This window comes from Azospirillum sp. A1-3 (genome assembly GCF_023806445.1).
GTDB lineage: Bacteria > Pseudomonadota > Alphaproteobacteria > Azospirillales > Azospirillaceae > Azospirillum.
Genome location: NZ_JAMSLU010000002.1, coordinates 882,530 through 897,142, shown reverse-complemented (window position 1 = coordinate 897,142; position 14,613 = coordinate 882,530). Strand labels below are relative to the sequence as shown.

Annotated in this window: 17 protein-coding genes and 1 pseudogene; 16 read left to right on the top strand and 2 right to left on the bottom strand. The window is 64.2% G+C overall.

Annotated elements, in window-relative coordinates; translation table 11 throughout:
• The first annotated feature begins 2 nt into the window (after window positions 1–2).
• The 12 genes and pseudogenes from M5E06_RS17560 to M5E06_RS17505 all read left to right on the top strand — a co-directional run bounded on the left by M5E06_RS17560 (window position 3) and on the right by M5E06_RS17505 (window position 8,362).
• The gene (locus M5E06_RS17560; protein WP_252139264.1) at window positions 3–209 is read left to right on the top strand and encodes a hypothetical protein; all 207 of its coding nucleotides are present in this window, start codon (window positions 3–5) and stop codon (window positions 207–209) included.
• A complete protein-coding gene (locus M5E06_RS17555) occupies window positions 206–970 on the top strand; it encodes a hypothetical protein (protein WP_252139263.1) in 765 nt (254 codons plus the stop codon). Before M5E06_RS17560 ends, M5E06_RS17555 begins: the two co-directional genes overlap by 4 nt.
• A 2-nt stretch (window positions 971–972) precedes the next feature.
• Window positions 973–1,671, top strand: a complete 699-nt coding sequence (locus M5E06_RS17550) for an RAD52 family DNA repair protein (protein ID WP_252139262.1) — start codon at window positions 973–975, stop codon at window positions 1,669–1,671.
• Window positions 1,672–1,674: 3 nt separating this feature from the next.
• Window positions 1,675–2,130, top strand: coding sequence for a hypothetical protein (locus tag M5E06_RS17545; protein ID WP_252139261.1), 456 nt, complete (start codon window positions 1,675–1,677; stop codon window positions 2,128–2,130).
• Window positions 2,127–2,651, top strand: a complete 525-nt coding sequence (locus tag M5E06_RS17540; RefSeq protein ID WP_252139260.1) for a hypothetical protein — start codon at window positions 2,127–2,129, stop codon at window positions 2,649–2,651. The genes M5E06_RS17545 and M5E06_RS17540 overlap by 4 nt, the downstream gene beginning before the upstream one ends.
• Window positions 2,644–3,201 (top strand): hypothetical protein, encoded by a 558-nt coding sequence (locus M5E06_RS17535; RefSeq protein WP_252139259.1) that lies wholly within the window; start codon window positions 2,644–2,646, stop codon window positions 3,199–3,201. Before M5E06_RS17540 ends, M5E06_RS17535 begins: the two co-directional genes overlap by 8 nt.
• A 43-nt stretch (window positions 3,202–3,244) precedes the next feature.
• Complete coding sequence (locus tag M5E06_RS17530; protein ID WP_252139258.1) at window positions 3,245–4,105, top strand: hypothetical protein; 861 nt, start codon at window positions 3,245–3,247, stop codon at window positions 4,103–4,105.
• A complete protein-coding gene (locus M5E06_RS17525; protein WP_252139257.1) occupies window positions 4,095–4,508 on the top strand; it encodes a hypothetical protein in 414 nt (137 codons plus the stop codon). The genes M5E06_RS17530 and M5E06_RS17525 overlap by 11 nt, the downstream gene beginning before the upstream one ends.
• Window positions 4,509–4,902: 394 nt before the next feature.
• A complete protein-coding gene (locus M5E06_RS17520) occupies window positions 4,903–5,154 on the top strand; it encodes a hypothetical protein (RefSeq protein ID WP_252139256.1) in 252 nt (83 codons plus the stop codon).
• An 87-nt stretch (window positions 5,155–5,241) separates the two neighbouring features.
• Window positions 5,242–5,556: a hypothetical protein gene (locus tag M5E06_RS17515; RefSeq protein ID WP_252139255.1), complete on the top strand. Its 315-nt coding sequence runs from the start codon at window positions 5,242–5,244 to the stop codon at window positions 5,554–5,556.
• Between the two features lie 156 nt (window positions 5,557–5,712).
• A pseudogene (locus tag M5E06_RS17510) lies at window positions 5,713–6,883 on the top strand (IS30 family transposase).
• A 147-nt stretch (window positions 6,884–7,030) separates the two neighbouring features.
• A complete protein-coding gene (locus tag M5E06_RS17505) occupies window positions 7,031–8,362 on the top strand; it encodes an ISNCY family transposase (RefSeq protein ID WP_502801989.1) in 1,332 nt (443 codons plus the stop codon).
• A 374-nt stretch (window positions 8,363–8,736) separates the two neighbouring features.
• On the opposite strand, the gene M5E06_RS17500 is transcribed toward M5E06_RS17505, so the two are convergent.
• Window positions 8,737–9,081: a hypothetical protein gene (locus M5E06_RS17500; protein ID WP_252139254.1), complete on the bottom strand. Its 345-nt coding sequence runs from the start codon at window positions 9,079–9,081 to the stop codon at window positions 8,737–8,739.
• Window positions 9,078–9,377: a hypothetical protein gene (locus M5E06_RS17495; protein WP_252139253.1), complete on the bottom strand. Its 300-nt coding sequence runs from the start codon at window positions 9,375–9,377 to the stop codon at window positions 9,078–9,080. The genes M5E06_RS17500 and M5E06_RS17495 overlap by 4 nt, the downstream gene beginning before the upstream one ends.
• A gap of 513 nt (window positions 9,378–9,890) precedes the next feature.
• On the opposite strand from M5E06_RS17495, the gene M5E06_RS17490 reads away from it, so the two are divergent.
• The 4 genes from M5E06_RS17490 (at window position 9,891) to M5E06_RS17475 (ending at window position 14,608) form a co-directional block, all read left to right on the top strand.
• Window positions 9,891–11,867: a sigma-54 interaction domain-containing protein gene (locus M5E06_RS17490; protein ID WP_252139252.1), complete on the top strand. Its 1,977-nt coding sequence runs from the start codon at window positions 9,891–9,893 to the stop codon at window positions 11,865–11,867.
• Between the two features lie 202 nt (window positions 11,868–12,069).
• Window positions 12,070–12,492 carry a thioesterase family protein gene (locus M5E06_RS17485; RefSeq protein ID WP_252139251.1) on the top strand — a complete coding sequence of 141 codons (423 nt, stop codon included), beginning with the start codon at window positions 12,070–12,072 and terminating at the stop codon, window positions 12,490–12,492.
• Between the two features lie 32 nt (window positions 12,493–12,524).
• Window positions 12,525–13,847, top strand: a complete 1,323-nt coding sequence (locus tag M5E06_RS17480) for a phenylacetate--CoA ligase family protein (protein WP_252139250.1) — start codon at window positions 12,525–12,527, stop codon at window positions 13,845–13,847.
• Window positions 13,844–14,608: an enoyl-CoA hydratase/isomerase family protein gene (locus M5E06_RS17475; RefSeq protein WP_252139249.1), complete on the top strand. Its 765-nt coding sequence runs from the start codon at window positions 13,844–13,846 to the stop codon at window positions 14,606–14,608. Before M5E06_RS17480 ends, M5E06_RS17475 begins: the two co-directional genes overlap by 4 nt.
• Window positions 14,609–14,613 lie beyond the last annotated feature (5 nt).

Genomic DNA, 14,613 nt, shown 5'->3' with positions numbered 1-14,613 from the left:
CCATGGCCCACACCATCCGCCTTGACCCTGACCAGCGCGAAATCCTCTCCGCCGCTCACAAGTCCATCGCTGCCGTCCATGCCGACATCCGCAAGCTGATCGCCGATGGAGTGGAAGGGCTGGAATGGGTGGACGCCTGCCTGATCGACGCCGGGTCCGATGTCGTCGGTCTGTTCAACAACACCGAGCCGATGAGTTTCCGCCAATGAATGCCATCGCCCGTATCCAGACCGACGACGCTCAGCCCATCGCCGGCATCGGTCACAACGGCGGCCCCGCCCCCAACGCCTTCGAGAAGGCAGAAGCGGAAGTCTCAAAGCTCTACGAAGAAGCCTCGCTCTGGCTGGACGGCGCCAAGGTCGATAGCCAAGAACTGGCGGACGGCATCGCCAACCTGCTGAACATGCTCCGCGCCGCTGAGAAGGCCGCCGACGCCGCCCGCACGGCAGAAAAGGAACCGCACCTTAAAGCCGGACGCGCCGTCGATGCGCAGTACAAGCCGGTTCTGGAGCGCGCCAAGCTGGCCGCCGATGCCTGCAAGAAGGCTCTGGCACCGTGGCTCCAGAAGGTCGAAGCCGAGAAGGCCGCCGCCGCTGAAGCCGCCCGCCGGGAAGCTGACGAGAAGCGCAAGGCCGCGGAAGAGGCGATCCGCTCCCGCGACGCCGCCAACCTCGAAGAGACCGCCGCCGCCGAAGCGCTGCTGAAGGAGGCGAAGAAGGCCGACGCCGCCGCGAAGAAGGCGGAGAAGGACGGCGCCAAGGCCGGCAACAGCACCATCGGCCGCGCCGTCTCGACCCGCACCATCTACCGCGCCGAAGTCACCGACGCCCGCGCCTTTGCCCGTCATGTGTGGGCGAACCACGCCGCCGAACTGAACGCCTTTCTTGACACGCTCGCCGCGCGCCTCGTCTCCGCTGGATCGCGCGATTTGCCGGGTGTGACCGTCCACACTGAAACCACGGTGGTTTGACCATGACCAGCCCCGTCACCGCCCGCTTCACCGAAGCGCAGATCGTCCAACTCAGCGACAAGCTTGACAAAAGGAACGTCAAGTCGCGGTCTCAGTCCGGCCGTTCGCTGGCCTATATTGAAGGCTGGCACGTCATCGCCGAAGCCAACCGCATTTTCGGCTTCGATGCTTGGGAGCGCGAAACGATCTATTGCCGCGAGGTGTGCCGCTACCAGCTTGACCGCAAGGACCGCGACGGCAAGCCGCTGATCGACCGCGAGAGCGGCGAAGTCCTGCGGAACTGGAAGATTGGCTACGAAGCCAAGGTCCGCGTCACCGTGAATGGCGTGGTGAGGGAAGGCACCGGGCACGGCAACGGCACCATGGGAGACATGTACGACGCTATCGAGAGCGCGGCCAAGGAAGCCGAGACCGACGCGATGAAGCGCGCGATGATGACGTTCGGCAACCCGTTCGGCCTCGCACTCTACGACAAGACCCAGGAGAACGTCGGCCAGCCGATAAGCGACGGAGAGCGCGCCGCCGCCGCCACGATCCGCATGGGCATCGACATGGCCGCGAACATCGACGAGCTTGGCGCCTTCTGGAAAGAGCACTACAAGCACGCCCGCGACCTTCCGCCCGTGCTGTTCGACGAACTGACGAAGGCTAAGGACGAGCGCAAGGCCGCGCTGACCGTCCCGGCGAACGCGGCGGAGTAGGCCATGCTCTGCCGCACCACCGCCAAGCGCCAGCCCACCGGCATCGACACAAGCGCGCTTCCCTTTCCGAAGGGAGGCCGCAAGCCGGGGCGTATCGACAAGTCCGCCCTTGCCTTTGGCGAGCCGGAGCGCATCAGGGACCGCGCCTATCTGGACAGCGCACAAAACCGTGCGTGCGAGTGCTGCGGGCAACTGTGGCACGGGGCTGTGGTGGCGGCCCACGTCAACACCGAACAGGGCGGCGGCATGGCCCTCAAAAATGGGGATGATGCCGTGCTGTTCCTCTGTGGGACATGCCACCAATCCTGTGACACGGACCCGCGTGGCGTTGCCGTCTGGATCACCGAAAACATCGTGAAGCCCTTCCTACGGCGCCGCTACCGAGCATGGCTTGCCGGGGGAGACAGGGCGTGGCGTTCGCTGAACGCCCGCGCCGCTATGCCGGAGAACGACCGATGACCATAGCCCATCGCTTCATGGAGATTGCGCGCCGCAAGCTGGACGCTGAGACCTACGACAGCATCTATGCCGCCGCCGTCGCCGCAGAGCGCCGCAGGATCGAAGAAGCCCCGACCCTGCCTGCCGATGAGCGCGTGGAGAAGCCGGCCCTGTCCGCCTCTATCGAAGCGGCCATCAACGACCTGCCGGCACCTCCGCCGCAAGCCTCACACGTCGCCGAACGACTGGAGGAACGCGCCGATATCCAGGTTGGGCCGAACGAGCTTGGCGAACTCAAGCGCATGGTTCGCGACGGCGACCGAAACGCCAAGATCACCAAGACCCGCATGGAGAGCATCGCCGAAGCCGAAGTCAGCTTCATGGGTAGGCACTTCATCGTGGTCTACAACAAAAGCCGCGATCACCTCATCACGGCTTACCTGAAGCGCTCGAAGAAGTCGCGCAACAAATACGCAGGCCCGCGCAAGGGTGACTGGCGCCGCGACGCCCTCGACCAGATGCAGGAGGCGTGCAATGTCTGACAGACTGACGGAAGCCTTTAACGCCCTCCGTGCCGGTGGCGCTGTGTTCGCCGGCCGCGTGCGCCTCACCAACTGGTCCGACAACGCCCGCGGCATGAACGCCAGCATCCGCCTGGACGCTTCCGCCGACCCGCTGGACAACCCCGTCACTCACCCGTTCAAGGGGGCTCATTGCAGCCCCAAGGACGGGGAAGAGTTCATGGTCCTTTTTATCCCGGTAGCGAGAGAGGAAGCCAAGGCAGACGCCACGCCTGCCACCGAACCGGAGCCGCAGGCCGCCGCCCCTGCCGAGCCCAAGGAACGCCGCCCCACCACGAATGCCAACCGCGCGGGGATGATGATAGGCGAACCGCTTTTCTGGAAATGGATCGAAGCCCACTACCCCTACGGCTGCGCCGATAAGGCCGCTGCTGACCAGTTCATCAAGGAGGAATGCGGCATCCGTAGCAAGACGGAGCTGGACGTTGATCTCGACGCCGCCGCGACCTTCGACGCCATTCGCCGCCGGTATTACGCCTGGACACAGGAACCCGTCAGCCCGGCCGCCTGACCACCCCGCGCCGCCTATGGCTGGCGCACTGAGGACAATGACCATGGCAAAAGCCGATTACATCCGCTGCGACCGCTGCGATTGCAAGGTCGTGTACGACGCCGAAGACACGATCAAGGACGGGCTGCAGGCGCTGGGATTGGGCGATACGCCGATCCTGTGCAAGGACTGCCGCGCCACTCCGCCGGCCCTGTCCTCCCCTGCGCTGGCCGTGCCGATGGGCTGGAAGCTGGTCCCAATCATCCCGTCTACCGACATGGCTATCATCGGCGGAGATTTGATTGAGGCCGGAGGCTCTGACCTGTGCAGCGAGAATGTCTATGCCGCCATGCTGAAGGCCGCCCCTCCCGCCCCCGTCGCCGCCACTGCCACGCAGGAAGAGGCGCTGACCGATGCGCTCACGGCAGAGAACGAGCGGCTGAAGGAGGAAGACGAGCGCGAGGGCGTCTCCCGCCTGATCGCCATTGTGGGGGCTCTAACCGGGGCGCCGATGGACGACCTGCACGGCTACACGCTCGCTGATTGCGTCGCCATGCTGGAGGAGCACGAGCAGGAAGTCGCCGGCATCGGTTGGCAGATCGGTCTCACCGGAGAGACGCAGCGCGCCGACCGGGCCGAAGAGGCCACTGCCCGCCATGCGGCATCAGCGTCGCGTCACGAAAGGCTGTGGCGCGCGGCGATGCGGGGGGCGGCAAAGCACCGGGCCGCGCTGTCCGCCTCGCAGGAGCGGGAGAGGGCGCTGCGGGAGGCGCTGAGAAAGTGCATATCGCCGTTCGCCGGATACGCCATCCAGAGCGACAGCCAAGCCGTCGATGTGATGAAGGGCTTCTTCGCCCACATCCGAGAGGTTGACGGCATCGCCCGCGCAGCCCTGCAGACGAAGGAGGACGGCAATGGCCGCTGACCTGATCACCCCCGAACTGATCGCGACCATGCGACAGACCAAGCGTAGCGCGTGCCCGAGGTGCGGCGCTAGGACTGAGGGGCAGGCGGAGAAAAAGTGTCGCCCCACTCAGGACGAAACCGGCGAATACTCCTGCCCTGGATCGGACAGCATGGTCGATGCGCAGGGATGGTTCCTTGGCCCGACTAAAGCGGCCGAGGAGGCATCCTCGGTCTATTGGGGCGAAATCTGCCGACAGCAAGAGGCGGAGATGGAGGCGGACCACCTTGTCATCATGCTCGACCGACGCATGCCGCCGACGATGGACACCGGCCTGCCCTATTACGGATGCCCGGATGACTGGGGCCTCCTGCCGGGCGTGACCGAGTTCTGCCATCCCCAGGAGCCCCACCATGACCGCTGACCTCATCACCCGCGCACGAGCCGCTGAGACGGACGACACCATACCAGGGTGGGTTTCTTGCGACATGAGACGCCGCATCGCTGATCGTGAGGCGGAAGCGCGCCGAGGACGCGCTTGGGCGGCGGTGTCTCTAATGCGGGAGCGGGAGGCCGCCGGCCAGACCGGCGGGGAGGGCTAGTGTCAGAAGACCCCGCCGCAGAACTGGCGCGGGCCGATGCGATGATGCTGGAGGCGGACGACCTTGAGAGACGGGCGTCCGCCCTCCGACGCGGAGCCCGGCAGATACGCGCTCGATACGCCAACTGGCGCGACCCCGCCCTCACTGAAGCCCTACGAAAAGCCCTGGATGGAAAGCATGGCAACGATACCTGAAGTGCGCGGAGAGATGCTTGTGGTGGCGTCACGCGTTGAAGCCGGGCAGATCAACCCCGCCGATCTGGCGCAGCATCTCCGCCGCTGGGAACTGGACCTGCATCGACGGAAGCCCGTGCAGCGCACACCGCCACAGCGCAGGGGCAAGAGCGCAGCAGACGACATCCGCGCATATGCCGCCGCCAACCCCGGCGCCAGCTATCACGACATCGCCAACGCGACGCGGACCACCATCGGCCGCGTGTCTGAGGCATTGGCCGGCAAGCGCACCTGAGTGGCTTTCACGCCACACCAAACGCAATCCCCTCATACCAGCTAACACGGAGGCGCCGGTTACGCCCGGCGCTGGAAAGGGCACGCTATGGTCCAGATCGACGTTGAACAGTGGGACGCCGTGAGAAAAGCACGCAAGATCGAAGCCGGAGAGCTAACAGAGGCGGAGCGGGCGTTGCTTGGCCGGGCCGTCCGGATAGAACTTCCCGTCACCGATCTGCCCGGCATGAAGCAAGCCGCAGATATGCTCATCGGCCTAGGCACCCAAATCAAGTTCATCGCCGAACGCGAGGACATGACGAAGGCTGAAAAGCTCTTTGCGATGCGCTCTTACGCGAACTCCGTACGTGACCGGCTCCGAGTCTCCAGTGGACGCCCAAAGCGTACTTATGATAAGTTCTAGATCGCCTCAGATGAAATCTTGCGCAATCAACATCTGGTGTGCGCAAGATTTTCTGACGTAAGGCTCCTTATGCGTTTTTGGTGTGTAAGCGGGGTAGGTTCTATTCTGAAGTGCAACTTTCTTGTAATCACAGGGCTTTACGGGTCGTGAGCGCTGATGGGTGAACATTATTCGCAGATCGATTTCGCAGAGCGCCGCCGCATCCAGGACATGCGCGACGCCAAGATGCCGGTGACGGTGATCGCCGAGGCTTTGGGCCGTCACCGGTCGACCATCCACCGGGAAATCCGGCGCAACTTCTATCACGACCCGTTCCGGGATCGCTGGGGCCAGGAGTACAAGGGCTACTTCTGCACCAGCGCCCAGAAGTATGCCCGTGATCGACGCTCTCGGCGTCGATTGAAACTGACGCTCAAGCCGGTTCTGCGCGACCACGTGATCGCCAAGCTGCGCGAGGGCTGGTCGCCGCAACAGATTGCTGGCCGCCTCAAACTGGATGCTTCTGATGGCGCAACAGTGTCGCACGAGACGATCTACCGCTTCATCTATGGACCGGAAGGGAAAACCCTCAATCTCTATGCGCTTTTGGCCGTCGCCCGGCGTCGGCGCCGCAAGCGTATGGGTCGCAAACCACGCAGCAGTCCGATTCCCGCCGAGCGCTCGATCGCCAATCGTCCGGCCGAGGTGGAGACCCGGCAGAGTTTCGGGCACTGGGAATGTGACTTGGTGATCTTCAGCCCTCAGTTCGGAAAATCCAACATCACGTCTCTTCAGGAGCGTCAGAGCCGATACCACATCCTCATAGCCAATGAGGATCGTCGCTCAGCCGAGGTGATCAGCCGGATCGCAACAGTGCTTGGCAAATTTCCACATCATGCATGCCGGACCATTACTTTTGACCGGGGAACGGAGTTTCTGTCCTACAAAAGCCTATCGTTGGACAGTTACTTTTGCAATCCGCACAGTCCCTGGCAGAAAGGTGGCGTTGAAAATGCCAACGGACGTTTGCGGCGATATTTGCCTCTGGGCATCCCTGTAGCGGAGCGCAATGGCTCAGCACTTGCCGCCCTCGCGAAGCGGCTCAACAATACGCCACGCCGCTGCCTTGACTACAGGACGCCAGCCGAAGTCTTTGCGGTCAATCTGGCGGCTTCGAAGATCGGGCGGTGAATACCAGCTACGCCTGAGCGCCATGAGAGGCCGTGAAACCAGCAGGCCTCCCCTGCCCCGCCGCTCGCACCGGTGGGTCCACAGGCTTGATCCGCCATCGCGATGGAGGCGCGCGGATCAAGCCTATGGACTACCGGTACGAGCTCTCCTCTCCTGACGCGATCGATAAAAAGCAGGCCGCCCGATCAACAAAAACGTGTTGTCGCACTTCAGCTTGATTCCGCGCGCAATGTCAAAATGTCAGTCCCTCGCAACATAGAACTGTCAGTCTTCCGTCGGGTTTTCGACGGCTGGGAGGCTGGCGATGGGCTGGATAACGATGAGCGAACGGGACTTGCAACGCGTCGAGGTTCTCGGCGAGGTGCTGAGCGGTCGCCGCGGGGTCGGATCGGCGGCGTCGGTTCTTGGTTTGAGCGAGCGGCAGGTGTGGCGGCTTCTGGCGCGCTACAAGGCGGGTGGCGGCGGTGCTCTGGTTCACCGGGGTCGCGGCCGTTCGTCGAACCGGCGGCTTGGCGATGATGTGCGGGAGCGCGCGCTGGAGCTGGTTCGCAGCCGGTATGGCGATTTCGGCCCGACCTTGGCGGCGGAGATGCTGCGGGACAGGCATGGGCTGACGGTCTCGCGCGAGACGTTGCGCCAGTGGATGGCGGCGGCTGGTTTGTGGCTGTCGCGCCGGCAGCGCCGGCAGTTTCACCCTCCCCGTCTGCGCCGCGAGCGGTTCGGCGAGTTGATCCAGATCGACGGCAGCGAGCACTGCTGGTTCGAGGATCGCGCCGAACCCTGCACGCTTCTGGTGTTCATCGACGATGCGACGGGCCGGCTGATGCAGCTTCGCTTTGCCCGGTCGGAGAGCGCCTTTTCCTACTTCGAGGCGCTGGAGGGCTATCTGAACGCCCATGGCCGGCCGCTGGCCTTCTACTCGGACAAAGACTCGGTGTTCCGGGTTTCGCAGCGCGAGGCAAAGGGCGGCCAGGGCATGACGCAGTTCGGCCGGGCTTTGGCGGAGCTGAATATCGAAATCCTGTGTGCCAACTCCAGTCAGGCCAAAGGGCGGGTCGAACGGGTGAACCGGACGCTGCAGGACCGGCTGGTGAAGGAGTTGCGGCTGGCCGGCGTCACCGGCATTGAGGCGGGCAACGCCTTCCTGCCCGGCTTCATGGAACGGTTCAACGCCCGCTTTGCCATCCCCCCTGCCCGTCCGGACGATCTGCACCGGCCGCTGACCATGGCGCCGGATCGGCTGCGCCAGGTGCTGTGCTGGCGCGAACAGCGCCATGTCGGGCAGCAACTGACGCTGTCCTACGAGCGCAAGCTGATCATGCTGGAGGAGACTGAACTGACGCAGGGGCTGGTTGGCCAGTATGTCGATACCTACGCCTACGCCGACGGCCGGTTGGAGGTGCGGTGGAAGGGGGCGGCTTTGTCTTATCGGGCCTTTGACAAGGACCAGCGGGTCACCCAGGCCGACGTCGTGGAGAACAAGCGGCTGAGCGCTGTGCTGGCGGAAGTGAAAGAGATGCAGGAGAGCCGGCCGCCGCCCCGAGTGAAGACCAACAGCGAAAAGAACGGCTATCGCAAGACGGGGCGGGGCAAGCGGGACGGCCGCCCGCCCGACAGCGCCTGCACGGCCGGCTGAGCAAAGCCCCGGTGCTGCCGGCATTTCTGGCAGCAGGATGATGGCTCGGCGATTGGCGGCGTCGTCAAGCCCTGCGCCTGCGGCGCACCGCAGAGCGGCGATGGGGCTTGACCGCGCCGCCGAGCCCGAAGGCATCCATGCCAGATATGCCGAAGAAGGCCGGCTACATCGCCAAGCCGAAGTCTCTCCCACTGACATCCCTACTTTGCGCAATTCACTGACACTTCTATCCGGTGGCACCAGTTGAAAATTTCCCAAAATAGGATGTCATTTGATCCGCTGGTCCAGCTTTCCCGATGCCGGATGAGCGTCTCGCAGAAACAACAAGGCCGTCCAACACGGAGCGGCCTATGTCGTTATGGTGTGGCGGAAAATTAAGCGCCATGCCCTGCCCGTCGCTTGCCGCTCCAGTCGCGCAAAAACTCCCGCACCACGTCTGGCCACGACTGGTCAAACATCTCCTTGGCTTCCGGATCGGTGTAGGGCGGCCGCATGTCGTCCAGGATGGCGTCGTTCAGTTCCACGACCTGGATGCCGTACCCTTCCCCATCGGTCGCAAACACCTCAGCCTCTTCGGCGCCGGTCTTAAGCGCCTTGTCGATGGCGTCACGAAGGGATTCCAATCCGGCACGGTTGCCGATGATATGCGCGTCGTCACGCCATGATGGTTGCCCGTATAGGTGCACCATGGGGATTTGGCGTAGAATGCGTTCGGTCATGGCTTGCCCTTCCCTTCCGCCTCAGAGCGAAGGCAATCCATCAGCTTAGCGGCCTCACGAAGGTAGCTGATATGCACGTCGCGAGTAATGAAGCCGGGCTGCGGCGGTTCGGCTCCGAACTTGGCGAATGGCTTCAGCGCCTCCATGAAGGCTTTCCTGTCGGCCTCTGCGGCGTCTCGCCGGACAAACACGTCGTCCCATGACAGGACGCGCGCCCGCTCGTCCTCCATGAGGGCTTGCGCCTCTTCCTTCGTGGCTCGGTAGCGGATCGTGAACGTCACCAGTTCTTGGGTCATTGTGCGTGTCCTCTAGGAATAGGGGCGGTTAGAACGTCAGCTTTTCGAGCTTGGCGATCTGCTTCTTGAGGCTGTCGATCTTCCGCAGGCGCCGTTGCTCCGCAACCGCCTGTGCATTGGATTGGTCGTTGCGGGAGAAGGGCTCTCTGCAGCGGTCGTGCGCGGCAAGTTCGCAGAGGACGACGCAATCAGCGCGTTCGCGGACATCATCAGGGCATCTCTGCCGTGACAGGGGAGGCCGGCCCCGGAACCGTGTCCCTTGCGAAACAGGCCGGCGGGATAAGGTGGCATTATTTCAGTGTTGTCGACTTGGCTGGCCAAGTTGACAAAGCCATAGCCAAACCCGACGAGAGGTGTTCACCTCCATTCAGACAGACTACACTCCGGCAGTGCACCCGTTCCGCCAGCGTCGGCATGACACCGGGCCAAGCCGGGTTATGATCTGCGTGAAATCGTCACCACCGAACCAAAGCAATCGCATTCGCCTTCTCCCCCGCTATCACGGGTCCGACCATGCCGGCACAAGATGCCTTTGCAGACACGCCACGCGACCGCTTTCTAAAGGGCGAGGATCTGCCTGCTGGATGTCTGGACGAAGCGGTGCTGTCTTCCTGGCGGCGGCTGCGGGACCGGGCATCGACAGAGTTCGACCCTCCGGCGGAGCACCATCCGGCGGACCTGCCGGCAAACCGGTTGCTGGGCAGTATCGCTGCCACCGGCGCGCTCATTCTCGGCTCGATCCGCCTGATCCTAGGCCGCGATCATCCCATCGCCATCGTCCTGGTCGATAGCGACCTGGTGATTCACAGCGTGACCGGAGACCGCAGGTTCATCGAACGGCTGGACATGGCCGGTATGGATGAGGGCCGGTCGGCGGTGGAGGATGCCATCGGCACCAACGCCATCGATCTGTGCCTGCGGGAGCGGCGCCCGATGGTCACGTACGGTTGGCAGCATGTCAGCGCCGGACTGGCGAACACCACGATTGCCGCCGCACCTCTGTTTGGCTTGAACACCGCCCTGCATGGCGCCATTGCGCTGGTATCGGACGCATCGGTCGGAACGGACACTCTCAGCGGGCTTGCCCTGCTGTGCGCCGAAAGTGCCAGCGCCCAATTGAGCGCGGTCGAGACCAGCGGCAATCTCGACCGCATGTTGGTCGAGCAACGGGCCATCATCGACAGCATCTCCGATGGGTTGCTGGTCGTGGACGAGGATGGCCGGGTCCGCCACATGAACGCGCCGGCCGGCCGTATTCTGACCCTGAACCCGCAGCAGAGCGTCGGCCGTCGCTTTGCCGAACTGCTCGACTTCGAGCCGATCATTGCTCCGATCTTCCGCACCGGCATCGGCTATTACGACCGGGAACTGATCGTCGATTCCGGCCAGCGCCACCTGCACCTGATCGACACCGCCATTCCCATCAAGGACCCCCAAGGCAAGGTCCAATCCGTCGTTAACACCTTCCGCGAGTTCAACCGCGCCAAGCGGATCGCCCAGCAGATCGCCGGCAGCCCGGTGCGTTATACCTTTGACGACATCATCGGCACGTCGGAGTGCCTGCGCCATGCCATCGGCGACGCCCGTAAGGCGGCGCTCGGCACCGCGAACATCCTGCTGAACGGGCCCAGCGGCAGCGGCAAAGAGGTCTTCGCCCAGGCGATCCACGCCCATGGTGACCGCCGCGACGCCCCCTTCATCGCCGTCAATTGTGCCGCTCTGCCACGCGAACTGATCGAAAGCGAGTTGTTTGGCTATGTCGCCGGCAGCTTCACCGGAGCGCAGAAGGGTGGGCGGCCAGGCAAGTTCGAAATGGCCTCCGGCGGAACGATCTTCCTCGACGAGATCACGGAGATGCCGCTCGATCTCCAGGCCAAGCTGCTGCGCGTCCTCCAGGAACGCGAGGTTACTCGGATCGGCGCCACGCGGCCGATCCCCGTCGATGTCCGGGTTATCGCCGCGTCCAATCGGAACCTGAAAGACGCCATCGCCCGGCGGGAGTTTCGCGACGACCTGTATTATCGCCTGCACGTCGTCTCAATCGCCATTCCAGCCCTAAAGGACCGCAAAAGCGACATCCCGATGCTGGCGACGCATTTCCTGCGCAAATACGCGGCCAACGCCGGCAAGTCTGTGTTCACCATTTCCGAGGGTGCCCTGCGGTCGATGGCCGAATACGAATGGCCGGGCAATGTGCGCGAACTGGAAAACACCTTGGAGCGCCTCGTCGTGTTGTCCGAGGGCACGGAAATCCAGCATTTCGATCCACCCGGCGACGCAAGGACGCAGACACCGGCTCCAGCCGCGTCTCTCGCCCTGAAGTCGCTGCGCGAACATGAACGCGACATCATCACCGCCACGCTGAGCCATGTGGATCACAACGTAACCAAAGCGGCGGAAATCCTCGGCATCGCGCGGCCAACTCTCTACAGCAAAATTCGCGAGTATGGGATTGCCTTGCGACGCAGTGGAGCGGACAGGCCGTCATGATTCTGAACGATTGTAAAATATTCTAACGTTTTGTTTTCTTACAATCTTTTAAGGCACCGTATCCCCGTAGAGTGGTGCGGCCTCCTGACAGCAGGTCAAGTGGCTGATTCTGTTCAGTGGTCCGCCTCCTATTCAAGCTCGGCCAAGCTTGGCACGGTCGTTGCCTAGTGACGGGTGAGCCCCTGAACTGGAGACAGCCCGTATGATCATCCCCTTGGATCCGGAGCGCGTCGAAACGGTGCAGCTCGTCGTCGACGCATCGATGACGGCCGACGCCTTCGCCCGTGACCCGGATGAGCGCTATCCGCAGGTCCTCGCCACGCCGGTAATGATCGCCGAGATGGAGCGCGCCTGCGCCGCCCTGCTGCGCCCGGTGCTCCAGCCCGGAGAGTTGTCCGTCGGGGCCAAGCTGGACGTGTCGCACGTCGCGCCGACGCCCGTCGGCGGACAGGTGAGGACCAGCGCCCGCTTCACAGGGCGCGAGGGCCCCCTCTACTGGTTCAACGTCTGGTCGGAAGACGCTGGCGGCAAGATCGGCCAGGGCCGGCACGCCCGCGCCATCCTGCCGCAATCCGCCATCGAATCCCGCGCCGAATCTCGTGCCGCTGCGCGCTCCGGCTCCTGACCGGTGCTTCCACCATCCACACCGAGGCCCTGATGCCGACCTCTGATCTTCTCCATCCCGATTTTGAGACCCTGTCCGACGGCGAAATCCGCGCCCTGCAGGACCGCCTTTGGGCCGCACAATGGGACTATGTGTCCGACCGGTCGGCGATGTACCGGCGCATGCTGCCCGCCGACATCGGGCGTGCGGTGACGCTCGACGGTCTCCAGGATCTGCCGCTGACCGACAAGGAGGATCTCCGCGCCAGCCAGGAGGCCAGCTATCCCTTCGGCGACTATGTGGCCTGTGCGGAGCAGAGCATCGTCCGGCTGCACCGCACCTCCGGCACCACCGGCCGTGCGCTCAACCTCGCCAACAGCCGGCAGGACTGCGACCGCATCGCCACCATCGGTGGCCGGGCGATGCATGCCTCCGGACTCCGTTCGACCGACCGCGTGGTGCATTGCCTGAACTACTGCATGTGGACCGGCGGCGTGACCGACCACATGACGCTGGAAGCGGCGGGTGCGACCGTGGTGCCCTTCGGCGTCGGCAACACCAAGCAGCTTCTCCAAGCGATCGTTGATCTGAAGATCACGGCCATCTCCTGCACGCCGTCCTACCCGGCACTGCTGGAAAAGCTTCTGCGTGACGAGGGCGGTCCGGCGCCGCGCGCCCTCGGGCTTCGGCTCGGCCTGTTCGGCGGCGAGGCCGGGCTGGACAACGCCGCCTTCCGCGCGACCATGGAGGAAACCTGGGGCTTCGGCGTGCGCAACGCCAATTACGGCCTCAGCGAGGTGCTGAGCACGCTGGGCAGCCAATGCGAGGCGACCACCGACCTGCATTTCCATGGTAGCGACTATCTGTTCGCCGAAATCCTCGACGCGGAGGGCAATCGCCTGCCGATCCGCGAGGGCACGGTCGGTGAACTGGTCTGCACCCACATCGAAAAGGAATGCCAGCCGCTGATCCGCTATCGCACCCGCGACGTCGTCACCGTGACCGGCACCGGGCGCTGCGCCTGCGGCCGGACATCCTGGCGCTTTCGGGTCAGCGGGCGCACCGACGACATGTTCAACGTACGTGGAATCAACATCTTCCCCAGCGCGGTCCGCAAGGCGGTCAGCAGCCTGCCGGCGCTGTCGTCCGGCCATTTCCGGATCCGGCTGGTCGGACCCGGGCCGTACGACCGCATCCAGCTGCGCGTCGAGGCAGCGGAGGGGCTGCCTGAAACGGCATGGCCCGCGGCAGCGGCGGAACTGGAGAAGGCGGTGCGTGATCAGGCCGGTGCGACTGCCTCGGTCACAATGATCCCGCACGACACGCTGCCGCGCACCGCCGGCAAGACCGATTGGATCGAAAGGGTTGCATCATGAGCACGGTCAATCTCGATGTGGCGGCGGGGATCGGCCGCGTGACGCTGAACCGGCCGGAGCGGATGAACGCCATCGGCACCGCCCTGCTGCATGACCTTCACGCCGTGCTGACCGAGGCGGCGGAGCGCCCGGACGTGTCGGTCATCCTGCTGTGCGGCGCTGGGCGGGCCTTCTGCGCGGGTGATGACCTGAAGGAGTTCGACCAGCAGACCCGCGACGATGCCGCGATCCGCGCCCACATCGCCGGCATCCAGCAGATCACCCACGACCTGATGTTTGGATCGAAGATCGTCGTGGGGGCGGTACACGGCTTCGCCGTGGGCGGCGGATTCGAATGGCTGCTGAACTGCGATCTCGTGGTCGCCTCCGACGATCTCCAGGCCTTCTTTCCCGAAATGGACTGGGGCCAGTTCGTGACCGGCGGGGTGACGCATCTGCTGCCGCTGGCGGTCGGCTACCAGCGGGCGATGGAGCTGATGCTTCTGGGCGAACGGCAATCGGCGGCACGACTGGCCGAACTCGGGCTGGTCAACCGGGTGGTCCCACGCGAGGCGCTGCTCGAAACCGCAACGGCACTGGCGACGGTGGTTGCCGGGAAGTCGCGCTTCTCCACCGGCCGGCTGAAGCGCCTGATGACCGTCGACCTGTCCGACCTGCTGCACCGTGCCCTGGATTTGGAGGCGGCGGCCACCATTGAGGCGTTCGGCAATCCCGAAGCCGCCGAACGGGTCACCCGGTTCGCCGCACGCAAGTCGTCTTGACAAGA

Bases quoted from the DNA above. Each gene is read 5' to 3' on its own strand.
- M5E06_RS17560 (WP_252139264.1), top strand. From the start codon at position 3: ATGGCCCACACCATCCGCCTTGACCCTGACCAGCGCGAAATCCTCTCC.
- M5E06_RS17555 (WP_252139263.1), top strand. From the start codon at position 206: ATGAATGCCATCGCCCGTATCCAGACCGACGACGCTCAGCCCATCGCC.
- M5E06_RS17550 (WP_252139262.1), top strand. From the start codon at position 973: ATGACCAGCCCCGTCACCGCCCGCTTCACCGAAGCGCAGATCGTCCAA.
- M5E06_RS17545 (WP_252139261.1), top strand. From the start codon at position 1,675: ATGCTCTGCCGCACCACCGCCAAGCGCCAGCCCACCGGCATCGACACA.
- M5E06_RS17540 (WP_252139260.1), top strand. From the start codon at position 2,127: ATGACCATAGCCCATCGCTTCATGGAGATTGCGCGCCGCAAGCTGGAC.
- M5E06_RS17535 (WP_252139259.1), top strand. From the start codon at position 2,644: ATGTCTGACAGACTGACGGAAGCCTTTAACGCCCTCCGTGCCGGTGGC.
- M5E06_RS17530 (WP_252139258.1), top strand. From the start codon at position 3,245: ATGGCAAAAGCCGATTACATCCGCTGCGACCGCTGCGATTGCAAGGTC.
- M5E06_RS17525 (WP_252139257.1), top strand. From the start codon at position 4,095: ATGGCCGCTGACCTGATCACCCCCGAACTGATCGCGACCATGCGACAG.
- M5E06_RS17515 (WP_252139255.1), top strand. From the start codon at position 5,242: ATGGTCCAGATCGACGTTGAACAGTGGGACGCCGTGAGAAAAGCACGC.
- M5E06_RS17505 (WP_502801989.1), top strand. From the start codon at position 7,031: ATGGGCTGGATAACGATGAGCGAACGGGACTTGCAACGCGTCGAGGTT.
- M5E06_RS17500 (WP_252139254.1), bottom strand. From the start codon at position 9,081: ATGACCGAACGCATTCTACGCCAAATCCCCATGGTGCACCTATACGGG.
- M5E06_RS17495 (WP_252139253.1), bottom strand. From the start codon at position 9,377: ATGACCCAAGAACTGGTGACGTTCACGATCCGCTACCGAGCCACGAAG.
- M5E06_RS17490 (WP_252139252.1), top strand. From the start codon at position 9,891: ATGCCGGCACAAGATGCCTTTGCAGACACGCCACGCGACCGCTTTCTA.
- M5E06_RS17485 (WP_252139251.1), top strand. From the start codon at position 12,070: ATGATCATCCCCTTGGATCCGGAGCGCGTCGAAACGGTGCAGCTCGTC.
- M5E06_RS17480 (WP_252139250.1), top strand. From the start codon at position 12,525: ATGCCGACCTCTGATCTTCTCCATCCCGATTTTGAGACCCTGTCCGAC.
- M5E06_RS17475 (WP_252139249.1), top strand. From the start codon at position 13,844: ATGAGCACGGTCAATCTCGATGTGGCGGCGGGGATCGGCCGCGTGACG.